Source organism: Proteus sp. fly-1013 (assembly GCF_040140245.1).
GTDB classification, from domain to species: domain Bacteria; phylum Pseudomonadota; class Gammaproteobacteria; order Enterobacterales; family Enterobacteriaceae; genus Proteus; species Proteus mirabilis_B.
Window position 1 is genome coordinate 236,364 of the sequence record NZ_JBEEWD010000005.1, and the last position, 13,321, is coordinate 249,684.

Genomic DNA, 13,321 nt, shown 5'->3' on the forward strand with positions numbered 1-13,321 from the left:
CTGATCATAACGAATTCAATAATAAAAAAGGCCACTAGGACCTATTCATCTACAAATAATAATTTGGGTTGTGTGAGTGAAAGTATTTGCTCATATTCCAATTGCAATGCTTTCTTTTCTTTCTTACGTTTATTCATTAACTGGCTACCAAGGCGACCTTTTAACTCCGACTTAGCAGATTTTAATGCGTGCCGATGCTGAGCCTCTTCACCTAAACCTTTCCAGCGATTGATTTGATCTACCATCCAATTAAATGCTTGGATAAATTTTATTTTAATAAGCATTGCTGATTTACCCGTAAAACTCATTACCAATAGCATATATCCGTCTTTGGATAACTTATACATTGGCTGAATATCACCATTTTTATCAATGTAATCAGTGGGCTCAAAATTGAGCCCAGCAAATTCACTAGGGCAATCACTGATTGTTTGCTTTATTTTCTTCAACACATTCTTATGGTGCTTACCAAAATACTCAGCAATCTTTTTACTCGTTGTGAACACTTTACCGTCAGATGCCATAACCATTTTTTGAAAATTAAATTCAGGAATAACGACTACATTACTCATGGTGTAAATCCTTATAGAAAAGCGAACCTGTTCACCAGAAATAACCGCCCCATAGAAACACCATTAACGGGATTTCTCAGGTTCGACTTTCTGTAAGGTTCTATGGGTTATTTTGCGCGGTGAATGCGCAGTGAAATGAGATGTAAAACAATAAAAATGAGAGTTAAAGCTTTGAGATAGTGATGAACAAAAAACAAGCAAATTCATCACTGTTATTTTTTTAATATATATTTATCAAATAATTATACTGGTGGTGACGACCGATAAAAATTGAAAAATGCGCCGTTTCCCGCGTGCGCGCCGCCCCGTGGAGAGGGTACCCCGCTGGGAGTACCTTTTGATCGCCTATCTCTTTTTTATCTGACATATCTATCTCCAATAAAAAAGCCACCAGCGGTTAACTGATGGCTATCTATATAAACTCTATCAACGCCACTCAATGAATGACGTTTGTAGAATTAATTATGTCTCTCCATAGTCACGCCGTTTCTTCTCTCATAGCTGACGTTGCTACCCGTACTAGAATAGAGTGGATTCATTGTTTTTGATTCTCACTATGCGCTCACTGCGTAAGGAAGATAGGTCATAGCTAACATAGGAGACTGCGACAATGCGACGCATAAAAAAGCCCACTATTGAGCGAGGCGATTGTTTTCTAAAAACTTACGTTGATTATTAACAGATTGGCTTACTGGATATTGGTAATCTAATGTTTTCACACATACTAGTGAAAGCCCTGTGGGAGCCCAAACTCACAGGGTTATTTTTATCTTGCGTTTTTTATTTAGGTAAAAATAGGTTAATCAGAATTATCAATCTGGTATATATACTTACTTAAGCTATACTAAGTAATTATCACTATACTTTGATTGATATCTTGTTAGTTTGCCCATGCACCCATGCTGGGCTTTTTTTATTCTTTTGGAGTGCTTTTATCCAGTTCTTCACGGAATTTAACTGGATTATCTGAACCTTCTACTGCCATGATATTTCTCCATTAAAAAGCCCCGCTATTGCGAGGCGATTGTTTTCTATCGAACTACTTCTACGGTATGTCCGTTTGCGTCAGTTATATAAGCTGATTCACCCTTGTAAATGAATTCAAACATCTGCCCGTTAAATTCTTTCATATTCGGGTGAGTGATTGACTCACATTCTGTAACGATGATTGCAATGCAGTCTTTCTGCACATCAACGTGATCAATGCTCTTTTCGCTAACAATTAGCTCCTCTTCCTGTATCGCTTTTGTACACTCAGCATCTTCGTAAATTGCTGGAGTCTCAATAGCGTAATCAGGGTTTGACCAATTTTTAAACTTATCAAGTAACTCAATGAATCGAGGGCTGCCTAGCTTAATTATTGATAGACTACTTTCACTTCTGAGGCTTACATCACCGTTAACAATAGTTTTTAAAGTAAACATATTTTCTTCCTGTTTCTGTTGGTATAAAAAAGCCCCTAATTACTTAGAGGCTCGTTGTTGTTCAATTTCCCGTATTGCTTTCTTGTCTGAGTTACATTGCTCAATAACCGATAACAGGGAGATGTTTAACATTAACGATTCTCCCCATGTCATTTGTTTGGGTATATAAGGCAAGAGACAATCAGCGGTTAGGTGTGCCGGTATCGCTATGTGCTCCACTGGCACGTATTCTTTCTGAATAGTCGTGCATCCGGATAAGAGCATCATTAGGAATAGCAGTATTGGCGCAATCATTATTGACAAGAACAGTTTTGATAACCGTTTTAACTTTTTCAGAATCCACGGCTGACCTATTCCGCTCTTCGCTATTAAGTGATGAGACATTGTTGATAATCCTGAATGTTCGGTTGGCGTTTTCTGTAATGGATTGCTGGCGAAATAACTGACTAGTTGCTGTGTTGTAGTCTTTGCTCAGTTTGTCGTAGTCATCTATTACCCACCATAGCCAGAATGCAGATATTGCCAGTAGTCCAGCTAATACCTTAGTTAGCGTACTCATGCTGGATATGTCTTATGGGTTAATTGGAAGTGAGGACCATCTTTAAATGTTTTCCAGTTGCCGCCCCATTCGATATCGACGCCGAACTCTTTCGCCGCTTGCATCATGGCATCAGCTACCTTTTTAAAGTATGACCAATCGTTCCACGGGATCTGATTATTTACCAGCGGAGCACAATCAACAGCGTGACCGGTTAAGTGACGACTATTCATCGTTTGGCTTTTGCCGCTTGCAACTAACTGTCGTTGACGGGCTTCGTTGCGTTTACCTTCAATCACCATAAAATCAATATCAGTAATTTCTAATGCTCGATGTACTACTTTAACCAAGTCAGGATGAACGCCACGGAGGTTTTCTTCGCTACGTTTGCTTAATCTAAACTTACTCACTTCTTACCCCCTGTAAACTTATCCCAGAAGAAATCCAATGCTAAAGAGCCAGCGGAACCACATAAGCCAGCCGTAAATAACGTGTAGTAGAATGAGGCGTTAAGTTCTATCGATATAAGCCCACCCATCATCCCAGCAAAGCCAGATACGAACATTTGCATAATTGCTCCTACCCAGCTCCACCGATAACCGTTACGTTTATTGTCAATAATGTATCTAGCCAATCCGCCGTATAGGGAGATAGCGAATATGACACCCCATGCGGTGGCACTGAATTTGTCTTTCTCGTCCATTCGTGTCATACCGCCTCCTTTCTGGAGGAATTAGTTAATAGAACGCCGACTCACAGCTCTTGTGTGAATGTGAGGTGTTGTGATTGATTCTGTGGTCGGCATATACGAAACCATTTCGAGCACATTCTCGATATGGTAGAAACGAAAAAAGACCGCCTAAGCGATCTTCAAAATGAGTTGTTCGGAATAACCGAACATGTGAACTATCCGGTAATTCCAGAGAGTTTGATTACCACAATGCAAATAAGCACTCTGGATAAATATCAATAACTTATTCCATCGAATTCGGGGGAATTAAAAGTCAGGATGCTCATCAAAAGCATCGAATTCGTCATACATATAAACTCCAGATAACAAAAAACCCCGCCGAAGCGAGGTCTTGATAAAACTCAGTGTGGCAAGTAATAAATCGCCCACTATTTAAAGATGATAAGGCAATCTTATTCAAAATGCAAGCTTTCACTGTTTGTATAACCAGTTATTTTGTAACCTTGTTGAATATTGCATCCGCGCTACTCTCTTCACTAAAACATTTACTGATTAACTTCTCATAGAACGGTTTCCAGTTACGAGACCATGTTGGTTGGGTTAACTCAGGTACTATGTGTCTTATTGCCTGATATGCGACTGAAGAAGGCATTCTCTTATAACCACGACCAGAACAACGAGGACAATCTTTAAACGCAGGAACACCACCTTGTAACTCGGTTTGTTCTTCATCTAAAATCTTTCCGCGCCCTTTACAGCGACAGCGATAGGTTAGCTTTCCTTTACCATTGCAGGTTTTGCATAACTCACCAACTTTTTCTTTTTCACTCCAAGATTCAATGACAACAGTTCCATCAATACTCGTTTTCCCTTGGTACTTAACAACATCTTTGTGACTGTAAATTAGCCCTTTGCCTGCACACGCAGAACATTCGCAAACTGAACCCGCTGAACGGGCGTAATCCTCAAACGCCATTTTTGCGAGGATCACTAAACAGTAACCCAACTTATTGCCCGCCGATTTCGCCACCAGCTTGGGTGTTACTCTAAGTGCGTATTGCGTTAACTGCTCTACGGTGCTGAACTTGTCCTCTTCACTCACGTCATTCTTAGCAAAAAACGCAGACATGCCAAACTTAGCTCGTTGCTCTGTCATACCTAGTGCCCCAGCGCTATCCATCCCTTTTAATCTGTCAGGTGAAGTAGAGCAAGAGCTATCACTGAATGTAGGTGACTTCGGATAAAATTGCTTTAGTGCTGATTCTAATTTCATTACGCCACTTCCTTATGTTGTCTTGAAAATACTAACTCTCTTACCTCACAAGCTTCTGTTAGCATGTCATTAAAATCACCATTATCAGGCCATCTCACACTGACCGTTTCTACATCATTATTAGAAAGTAGGTTTTTATGTGCGCACTCCATAGCTGCAGCATGACCTGCCGCATTCCAATCCATATCTGTAAAGATAACAAGGTGGATAACACCTTTTGGTGCTTTGAACTTTTTCATGAAGTTAGTATTGATGACCGACCAAGTATTTACACCATAGAGTTGCTTACAGGAAAGTGCCGTCTCGATACCTTCAGCTATGCCAAGTGTGGTATCGACAGGAAACATTCTTATCGCGACAGATTCTGCATACTCTAAATAGTTATCTTCCTGCACCGCGGTCATTTTCTTCACAACATCAAGAGGGGCTTTTTTGTCTCCTTGTAAATATGTTCTATGTAAATAACAAAGTTGCCCTTTAGCATCAGTAGCTAGTGACCAAATAGCTTGAAATTTGTCAAAACTATTACGAACAGGTTGATGATCACAATAACGGACATTATCTGCTGGTAATTCAAAAACTCCTCGATTCTGCAAATACTGCATGGCGGGTGTGTTTTTCAGTATGGGTAGTTTGGAATAACAGCCAGTGATGCGTTGGAATAAATTATTCTTATTTATTTTAGTTGGCAAAATAGCTTCTTTTTCTCGCTGATTACCAATCAATACATCAATTTCATCTGCTAATGTTTTAAAGTCTTTACCTTGTGTTCTTTCCAGTAATTGAAAGCCATTACCCGAACCACATGTACAGATGTAAGTTCCTCGCCCGTCTTTATCATCAATACGGAATTTTCCTTTTTGTCCGCAGATAGGGCATTTCCCTTTAAAGTGCTTACGCCCCGTTATAGGAGGTAATCCATAATGAGCAAATACTTTTTCCCATTGCCCTTTTACGGCATCAATTGTATTCACAGTAAACCTCCTTGCTGTGGCTGGTGGCTAATTTGAGTGCGTAAATTTTGAATATTGACTTGTGCCTTCTTGCGAGATTTAGCAAAGGCAATTTGTTTGTATTTAATAAAGTTGCTCACTTCGGGGGTGATTTCTTGTGGTGTGTTGTGAAAGCCTTGTGGCCATACGCCAAATTTATCTTTGAAAGTATTAGAAACCCAACCATCACTGATCGGCTTGCCCTGTGTTGCGCGTTGATTCTGGTAGTATTTCAATTGAGACCACCAGCTTTGCTTGTCTTCTCGGGTGTAAGTGCGTTCTTTCTTATTTAGTTTTTTGATGTTTCGACTAGTATCAACATCAATATCTTCACCAACTAAAGGTTTAAACCCACATTTAGGGCAAACATAAACACCTGCAGGCTTCATGTAGTGGCAAGAGGAACATTCTTTGGGTTTCTTCTCTCGTTTTTCTTGCTCTCGGATAGATGAAGATTCACTCATGCCGTCATTTTTGGTAGGCAGTTCGTCATATTCAATATCATCGGGATAACCTAAGCGGTGAACAGAACCGGAGTGATCGAAAATAAGGCAAGCCTCTTTTCCTGGTGCGGTACGCAATCCTCTTCCAATCGCCTGACACCAACGAATTTCTGATTTAGTTGGACGGGCATAAATAATGCAACGAACATCACTATCAAAGCCGGCAATCAATGTTCCCACGCTCACAAGTATCTTAGTCGCGCCTTGTTCAAACCGATGAATAATGATCTGACGCTCATCATGTGGCGTATCTGCAGTAATCACCTCAGCATTCACACCTGCACGGTTGAACTCGACGGTGACAAAATTGGCATGACTGACTGTGACGCAAAAGCAAATCGTAGGGAGATTTCGTCCATTCACAAGCCAGTTATCAACAATATCCCCCACCAAATCAGCACCACTCATAATTTCAGCAATCTCAGCTTCTTTGTAATCACTACCAAACTCTGCGTTGCTGGACGATTTCACTTTTGATAAATCGGGTTTAGTCGGTGCATAGAACTCGTATGAGCTTAAATCACCACGTTTGATTAACTCTTTCATAGTGGTGGGTTTGATTAGTGTTTCGTAGTAATGACCAAGAAATGGCGCAAAAGGCGTACCGGACAAACCAATTACCTTGAATTCACTTTCACTGATCACTTCTAATATTTTCTTACGACGCAAATGCGCCTCATCGATTATGAGTAAATCAATGTTGTCTGGAAAGTCTCTACGAATAACGGTATCTGCTGATGCGATTTGAATTAAACGAGTCGGATCGTAGTTAGGATGATCGCGCCATACATAGCTAATCTCTTCGGCTGGCAAGCCATACTCAATAAAACGGCTGGCTGTTTGATCAATCAAAATTGTGTAAGGAACAAGAAACATCACTCTCATTCCACGCTGAATATGTCCGTCAGTAATAAACGCGGCTAATGCCGTTTTTCCGCTTCCTGTTGGGCTATAAATCATGAATGTTCTATTTTGCTTCCATGCCTGACGTAACATCGTCAATCCGCGTTCCTGTGCAAAATTTGGTGTGATTGTTAACATCGGTTTCCTCATTTGATAATTAGCACTGCCAAAGGAAGGGATTTATTTTTATCTGGACGTCTAAACGGCTGTTGGTCTTTTAACTCCTATAGAGATCTATATTTAAGATCTACTCACTCCCTTGGCTGTGCCTTCCCTAACACCCCTTTCAAAGATCACCCCCCTTTCCCCCCTAGAAAGTTTTCCCCTCTTCCCCAGAAAACAATCTAGACGGCTAAACGTCTTAACCTCCAATACCTCCTAAATTTAATTACTGCTAAATCGATAACGGCTTTGCTGTATACCCTTGCATTGGTCTCTGATAATGCTCTACAAACTTTCTCAGTCTCACATTGGCTTCATGACGAGCTTTGTTAGCCTTACGGTAGGGAACTTGTTCACGTTCCCATTCCGCTTGATATACTTCCGAATATTTAATTAATGCCTTCTGCCGATTAGTTGCTTTTAACTTCATCAGCTGTTCCTGAATCCACTTAGCATCATCAGGAAAGTAGTGATCAGGCATCGGCATGTTGATTTGGTGCACCTAATTGCTCCTTGATTTTGTTTGGAAATGGCTTTATTTCTTCAGCTTCATACCCTCCTAAGCCATTAGTGGAAATGTAAATAATTCGCCCTTTTCGTAAAGCTTGGCTAATTGCAGTTTGATGTACGCCAAGTAGCTCTGCAGTTCTTCCTTGCCCATTTTTTCTAACAAACTCGGATAAAAGTTCTTTTTGCATTTAATACCTCCATAAACAGAATAATACTATAGATATTATTATAATCAATACTTACGGTATTGGAATATTAATATTAATAGTATTAGGATGTATTCATGAAATTAGAGAAAAAACTGACGACAGAACAGCTTGAAGACTGCTATAGGTTGAAAGCTTTGTATGAGTTAAAGAAAAAAGAGCTTAATCTAACTCAGCAGCAAATAGCTGATGAACTAGATATTAGTCAAGGAGCCGTTGGCCATTATCTTAATGGCCGAAATGCTCTTAACTTACAAATTGCCTCTGTTTTTGCTAAAAAACTACAAGTATCAATATCTGAGTTTAGCCCATCCTTAGCTAAAGAAATAACAGAGTTATCAAAAGGATTTGATGCAAATGTTAGTAATCCAAGACCTTATAGACCAGCCCCTAAATACCCCGTTATTAGCTTTGTTCAGGCGGGGAATTGGACCGAGGCCTGTGAACCATATACGTTGAGTGAGATTGACGAATGGTACGAGTCTGAAGTCGCTGTTCAGGGATCTGCTTTTTGGCTTAAGGTTGAAGGTGATTCAATGACAGCCCCAGCTGGAGTAAGTATTCCAGAGGGATCGCTAGTTCTTGTTGATACAGGAAGAGAGCCTATAAATGGAAGTTTGGTGATAGCTAAACTGACTGAAACAAATGAAGCAACATTCAAAAAACTTGTTATGGATGGCGCTAAATATCTTAAAGCACTGAACCCAGCTTACCCAGTTATTACGATCAATGGCAACTGTAAGATCATTGGTGTTGTTGTTCAGATGATGATGCGTTTTGTGTAACACAATGGCCTGACGACACGTTTTAATGAAACATATAAATGATTTTTTTCAGGCTTTAGTGAATTTGGATACAGCAATCTGGAATCTAATTTACCTATTGGTAAAAGGTGCATTCTGGGTATTTGTACTTTATATCGCCGTTAGCATAGCGTGGTTTTGATACCTGACGACACGTTTTAGGGTGTGGAAATAAATTAAGGAGTCTTTTATGCCAGAACCTATTTTTAACTTTAAAAACTACCCTATTGTTTTCATTGGCTCTGGTATATCAAAGCGATACCTTGATAATTTTCCAAAATGGGATGGGTTGTTAGAAGAATATTGGAATAAAGTAACTGATAATTCAGATAATTTTTATAATTATTTAAATAAATTAAAGAAAGAGCATCAGGATGATTTTCTCAACGAGACAGATTTAGATCATAAAATATACACCGAGGCTGCATCTTTTATTGAAGAAAAATTTAATGATTTGTTTAATGACGGAGTTATAACCCTTGAAGGATTGACCGCGAAAAAAGTATTTAGCGAAAAAATATCCCCCTTCAAATATTCTCTATGTCAAAGATTTTCATCTTTAAACTTAAAAGATGACATAGACAAAGAAGAGTTCGAATCATTTAAAAAGTTTCTAAAGAAAGCAAAAATGATTATTACAACGAACTACGACCCTTTCATTGAGTTTTTACTTAAAGAGCAGTCTGTTATACCAAAAATATACATAGGTAATGAGGGTTTTTTTGATGATACTGTCGGATGGAGTGAGTTATATAAAATACATGGAGATGTAAATAATCCACATTCTATTATTATAACAAAACAAGATTATGACCTTTATGATAGTAAATCTATATTGATAAGCGCTAAAATTTTATCCAATATGATAAAAAACCCTATAATGTTTATGGGGTACTCTCTTTCAGATAGAAATGTACGGAAGTTATTATCTGATTTTTCATCTCAATTACCTAGCGAAGATGGCAGGGTTTCTGCTGAAAGAATTATTCTAATTGAGTTTAAAGAAGATGAGTTAGAGGTTATAAAAAAATACACTACGGATCAGCAATTAAAGATTAGTTATACATCCGTAGAAACGGATAATTATAAAAAAATATATGATGATATTTTGTTGGTTGATGAGGGACTTTCACCTTACGAGGTTTTACGATATCAGCGAGCTATAAAAAACCTCATTTTAAACGAAGGTGAAAAAGGAAATTTAGATACAATTCTGGTTACGCCTGCAGACCTAGATCAACTTGAAGAAGCTGTAAAACAAGGTAAGAATTTAGTAGTTGCCCTTGGCGATAAAAAATACGTATCTACATATATAGACGAAAATCATTATGTAAATGATTATATTCTTGAAAAAAATGAAATATCAAATAAAACAGCTATTAAATATCTTTTGGATGTAAATTACACAACTAGAGCGCCATTCTCAAAGCTAATAAAAACTTGTAATTTCAATAAATTAGAGTTAACAAGACGAGAAATCAAAAAACTAAATAGCCGCATATCAAAACACGGTAAGTTGGATGACATAATAAAGGCCATTGACCTAGATAAAGTGAACTCTGAAAAAATTTTTAGATCTATGCAAGAAGTTTGTAACGGTGGATTCAGTAAACCTAAAGAGCTAATGATTATAGTTAAGAATATAAGAAATATAGATAAAGATGATTTAATAAAGTACGTTCAGGATTCTGCCATACCTCTTTTCAATGACGTGTCTACCAGTGAATACATACGAACAGAGTTAAGGAGATTATTTTTGAGTTTTGATTTATTGCTCAATGGAGATGTTTACCACATCGCTCCTAATATAGCAAAGCCCAAACAATAATATCTGGGCTTTGCTATTGACCCCGTGTGGTGGCGGGGTACTTCCCCAACTTGGCGAAGCGTGATTTAATGCTACTTTGTAATATAAAAAATGTCAACAGCCCTCCCCAAGAGGGCTTTTTTGTGCCCTTTCCCCTCCAAAGAAGTGATCTGCATTCCAATCTGAGATTTATTTGAAAATAAATTATCTGAAATATCAATAGCTTTTATACTAAAAACAACATTCAATACTTTAAGTATTGAAATAAAATAATACTTAAACTATTATTTATCATGTCAATTGAAAATAAAGGTACAAATATGACCAATATACATTCTACCGCAACCACTAATTTATCGAAACCTGACATACATACAGGCGTAATGCTACCTATGTTCTTGTTTCGTTTCTGGACTAAAACAGAGTGTCCAGAGAAAAAAGAAGTTATGGCCACCAGCGCTGAACAAGCTAAAGAATTACTTGGTGGTAATGTTGTTTTCTCTGCTCAATTTCCTTGCGAGGCTTAATTATGGCTCACGAACTCAACTTAGAAGCTGTTACAAAAAAAAGCTCTCAATTAAATGCGCTTTTATTTCAACTGAATAATCTTCGAGTTCCTGAAAGCCCTGATGTTGAAACTTTAATAGAACTAGCGCATGAATTATCTGGTGATGTTGTTAACTGGATTCTTGAAGAAAATGCACAGAGAGATAATGGCAATGAATAACACTGAACTAAAGCAATCCGCTTGTGATGAATTACTTTATGCGACTTCTATTTTAAATCTCATTATCAACGATAACGTAACACCTAGCGATAATATGTTTAATGCGATTGAATCTGCAGTAGCCAATATAGAAAGAGCTAAAGAAAATGTATCAAGCATTAATATTGACAAATCACCAAAGCCTATCGGTGAAATTAAAATCAGTAATAACGATACAATTGAAACGGCTGTCGGGTGTATTTTAAATACATTAGAAACTGCAATTAATTTAAAAGTCTCTGAAGAAAGCGGTCACATTAAAAATTACGATATTCAAATTACAAATTTAATCCAGTCAGCCAAATTAAATTTAGAAACTGTTTATGAAAAAGTAAGTTTCACGGAGGCTTAATGAATATTGATGACTTAGTTACTCTTCCTGATTTAAGTAAATTAACAGAAGGTGAACTGGGTAACTTAAGAGGTAATTTAGATTTAGCTATCGATTCACTTGTTACAGGAATGAATATATTCGGTGAGTTTATGTTTTGGGCTGATGCTAATGAAAATTATCCCGATGGTAAAGATCATCTTGGGGATGTGGGATTATTTGTAAGTCAGCTATCGTCATTTATATCAATATTAAATGACAGACTTGGTGGAATTGAATACGAAATATCAAATCGAAAAATAAAAGGAACAAGAAAATGAGCAGACAACACGAAGCTATTGAGAAAGCAACTGACAATCAAATTACTATTGCTATGCGCCCTGTTTATATTATTTCAGGTGCTAATCGTGCTTACTTAAGTGAGCGTTCAGCATTAAATAAGCTAGCAAATATCCTCACCGAGCGTGAACTTCATAAGGAAGGCATTGAGACTAACTATGAAGGTGAACAATGCGAACTTGAAAATGGCACAATCGCTTTTAAGCGTGGCGAACCTACCGAACACTTTATGGATCGCAAGGAAGCTAAACTAACCGAACTCCAAGAGCGATTAAAGCAAGAGCGTAATATTGAACGATTACAAAAAGAATATGCTAAAGCTGTCGCTAAATATGATGATGCAGAAAAAGAAGCTGATAGACTATATTACGAATTAAATAATGCTTTAACCAATAAATAAATCATCCACTAAATAAAAATTAATTATAGCGTTCATGCTAGGGATTGCTGCGCTCTAAATCAGGAGTAAGCAACATGGATAAAGTTAATTTACTTGAAATAAGAAGAAAGCGTTTTATCAACTCAGTGCTTATTTATATTAAACAAAATGGAAAGAAAGCTGAGTTTAAATCAAAGGTAAACAATAAAACTATTATTACAGAAATTAACTTTGAAAATTTAAATAATTTCTTCCGTGATATCTATGAAGAAAAAGATTGCCGTCAACGTTGTAAGTGGAGTGATAATGATATCTATAACACCTATGAGCGTTTATATAAATCTAACGGCTCTATTTCTGAAATGGGTAAATTCATGATTGATTATATCGTTGAGTATTTACCCCCTTACTTAAATGGAGAGGAATATAAATATCATGACGTATTCTGAATTCATGAAAAAAGGTAAGCAATTAGAGGGGAAAGGTTTTTATAGACGCGCAATAGAGCAATATAACCAAGCTTTTATTATTGCAGATCCACCAGTCAAAGGCGCAATGAGTTATCAACAAAAAATAAGTAATCAATCATCTAAGCGTTGTTTAGATAAAGCAAAAATTAAAATACCAGGAGGGTTGTTGTGAATAGTAAAAAAATGACAACGGATGAAATCATCGAATATTTAAAAGAAAAAGGTTTCCCAGCCTCTTTATTAGATAAAGAAGCGATGAAATCAAATCGTAAATTAACACCAGAAGAACAAGAGATATTTGTTAAGCACATTGTTGATAATTTAAGAACGATTGAAGCAAATAAATACTTAACCTCTTGCCTAATACGATTTGGACCAGGGATCGCCAGCACCTATGCATTTCGTCATGAGAATAACGTTATTGCAATTGATGAAGAAATTATTGAAACGCTCCTGATTCATCAAATTGAAAATATGATCTTAGAGAAGCGTCCTAATGATGGCTACTCAGCTATATGGAGGTTCTATACCAGTAATGACCAACATGAAAAAGATACTGGTGAAAAATGGATGCAGAACTTCATTGATGAAGTATTTATCAAAGGCACTCAGTTTTTAAGCACTACTGTCTCAAATAATCTAATTCATTAAG

General features: G+C 37.3%; 21 protein-coding genes. 10 read left to right on the forward strand and 11 right to left on the reverse strand.

The window, feature by feature from the left end; genetic code table 11:
* Positions 1-41 precede the first annotated feature (41 nt).
* From ABN236_RS11610 to ABN236_RS11655, 11 genes are all read right to left on the reverse strand, one after another.
* Positions 42-572 carry a Rha family transcriptional regulator gene (locus ABN236_RS11610; RefSeq protein WP_349474033.1) on the reverse strand — a complete coding sequence of 177 codons (531 nt, stop codon included), beginning with the start codon at positions 570-572 and terminating at the stop codon, positions 42-44.
* A gap of 1,031 nt (positions 573-1,603) precedes the next feature.
* The gene (locus tag ABN236_RS11615) at positions 1,604-1,996 is read right to left on the reverse strand and encodes a hypothetical protein (RefSeq protein WP_349474034.1); all 393 of its coding nucleotides are present in this window, start codon (positions 1,994-1,996) and stop codon (positions 1,604-1,606) included.
* Between the two features lie 39 nt (positions 1,997-2,035).
* Positions 2,036-2,290 carry an Rz1-like lysis system protein LysC gene (lysC, locus tag ABN236_RS19350; protein WP_502929627.1) on the reverse strand — a complete coding sequence of 85 codons (255 nt, stop codon included), beginning with the start codon at positions 2,288-2,290 and terminating at the stop codon, positions 2,036-2,038.
* Positions 2,178-2,555 (reverse strand): DUF2570 family protein, encoded by a 378-nt coding sequence (locus ABN236_RS11620; protein ID WP_349474035.1) that lies wholly within the window; start codon positions 2,553-2,555, stop codon positions 2,178-2,180. The genes lysC and ABN236_RS11620 overlap by 113 nt, the downstream gene beginning before the upstream one ends.
* Positions 2,552-2,944, reverse strand: coding sequence for a M15 family metallopeptidase (locus ABN236_RS11625; RefSeq protein WP_311751258.1), 393 nt, complete (start codon positions 2,942-2,944; stop codon positions 2,552-2,554). Before ABN236_RS11625 ends, ABN236_RS11620 begins: the two co-directional genes overlap by 4 nt.
* Complete coding sequence (locus tag ABN236_RS11630) at positions 2,941-3,246, reverse strand: phage holin family protein (protein WP_049199107.1); 306 nt, start codon at positions 3,244-3,246, stop codon at positions 2,941-2,943. Before ABN236_RS11630 ends, ABN236_RS11625 begins: the two co-directional genes overlap by 4 nt.
* A gap of 469 nt (positions 3,247-3,715) precedes the next feature.
* On the reverse strand, positions 3,716-4,498 hold the full coding sequence (locus tag ABN236_RS11635; RefSeq protein ID WP_349474036.1) for an antitermination protein: 783 nt from the start codon (positions 4,496-4,498) through the stop codon (positions 3,716-3,718).
* Entirely contained in the window at positions 4,498-5,472 is a 975-nt protein-coding gene (locus tag ABN236_RS11640; RefSeq protein ID WP_072065065.1) for a DUF7146 domain-containing protein, read from the reverse strand. The genes ABN236_RS11635 and ABN236_RS11640 overlap by 1 nt, the downstream gene beginning before the upstream one ends.
* Entirely contained in the window at positions 5,469-7,034 is a 1,566-nt protein-coding gene (locus ABN236_RS11645; RefSeq protein WP_349474037.1) for a DEAD/DEAH box helicase family protein, read from the reverse strand. The genes ABN236_RS11640 and ABN236_RS11645 overlap by 4 nt, the downstream gene beginning before the upstream one ends.
* A gap of 256 nt (positions 7,035-7,290) precedes the next feature.
* Positions 7,291-7,560 (reverse strand): hypothetical protein, encoded by a 270-nt coding sequence (locus ABN236_RS11650; protein ID WP_227335954.1) that lies wholly within the window; start codon positions 7,558-7,560, stop codon positions 7,291-7,293.
* On the reverse strand, positions 7,532-7,756 hold the full coding sequence (locus ABN236_RS11655; protein ID WP_020946099.1) for a Cro/CI family transcriptional regulator: 225 nt from the start codon (positions 7,754-7,756) through the stop codon (positions 7,532-7,534). Before ABN236_RS11655 ends, ABN236_RS11650 begins: the two co-directional genes overlap by 29 nt.
* A gap of 95 nt (positions 7,757-7,851) precedes the next feature.
* On the opposite strand from ABN236_RS11655, the gene ABN236_RS11660 reads away from it, so the two are divergent.
* From ABN236_RS11660 to ABN236_RS11705, 10 genes are all read left to right on the forward strand, one after another.
* Entirely contained in the window at positions 7,852-8,559 is a 708-nt protein-coding gene (locus ABN236_RS11660; protein WP_109391059.1) for a LexA family protein, read from the forward strand.
* Between the two features lie 208 nt (positions 8,560-8,767).
* On the forward strand, positions 8,768-10,405 hold the full coding sequence (locus ABN236_RS11665) for an SIR2 family protein (protein WP_349474038.1): 1,638 nt from the start codon (positions 8,768-8,770) through the stop codon (positions 10,403-10,405).
* A gap of 299 nt (positions 10,406-10,704) precedes the next feature.
* Entirely contained in the window at positions 10,705-10,911 is a 207-nt protein-coding gene (locus ABN236_RS11670; RefSeq protein ID WP_349474039.1) for a hypothetical protein, read from the forward strand.
* Positions 10,912-10,913: 2 nt separating this feature from the next.
* Positions 10,914-11,111, forward strand: coding sequence for a hypothetical protein (locus ABN236_RS11675; RefSeq protein ID WP_109391063.1), 198 nt, complete (start codon positions 10,914-10,916; stop codon positions 11,109-11,111).
* Entirely contained in the window at positions 11,098-11,502 is a 405-nt protein-coding gene (locus ABN236_RS11680; RefSeq protein ID WP_109391064.1) for a hypothetical protein, read from the forward strand. The genes ABN236_RS11675 and ABN236_RS11680 overlap by 14 nt, the downstream gene beginning before the upstream one ends.
* Positions 11,502-11,801, forward strand: a complete 300-nt coding sequence (locus ABN236_RS11685) for a hypothetical protein (protein ID WP_036934667.1) — start codon at positions 11,502-11,504, stop codon at positions 11,799-11,801. Before ABN236_RS11680 ends, ABN236_RS11685 begins: the two co-directional genes overlap by 1 nt.
* Complete coding sequence (locus tag ABN236_RS11690; RefSeq protein ID WP_072070106.1) at positions 11,798-12,220, forward strand: hypothetical protein; 423 nt, start codon at positions 11,798-11,800, stop codon at positions 12,218-12,220. Before ABN236_RS11685 ends, ABN236_RS11690 begins: the two co-directional genes overlap by 4 nt.
* A 74-nt stretch (positions 12,221-12,294) precedes the next feature.
* On the forward strand, positions 12,295-12,648 hold the full coding sequence (locus tag ABN236_RS11695; RefSeq protein WP_349474040.1) for a hypothetical protein: 354 nt from the start codon (positions 12,295-12,297) through the stop codon (positions 12,646-12,648).
* Positions 12,635-12,841 carry a hypothetical protein gene (locus ABN236_RS11700; protein WP_349474041.1) on the forward strand — a complete coding sequence of 69 codons (207 nt, stop codon included), beginning with the start codon at positions 12,635-12,637 and terminating at the stop codon, positions 12,839-12,841. Before ABN236_RS11695 ends, ABN236_RS11700 begins: the two co-directional genes overlap by 14 nt.
* On the forward strand, positions 12,838-13,320 hold the full coding sequence (locus tag ABN236_RS11705) for a hypothetical protein (RefSeq protein ID WP_349474042.1): 483 nt from the start codon (positions 12,838-12,840) through the stop codon (positions 13,318-13,320). Before ABN236_RS11700 ends, ABN236_RS11705 begins: the two co-directional genes overlap by 4 nt.
* Position 13,321: the final 1 nt, after the last annotated feature.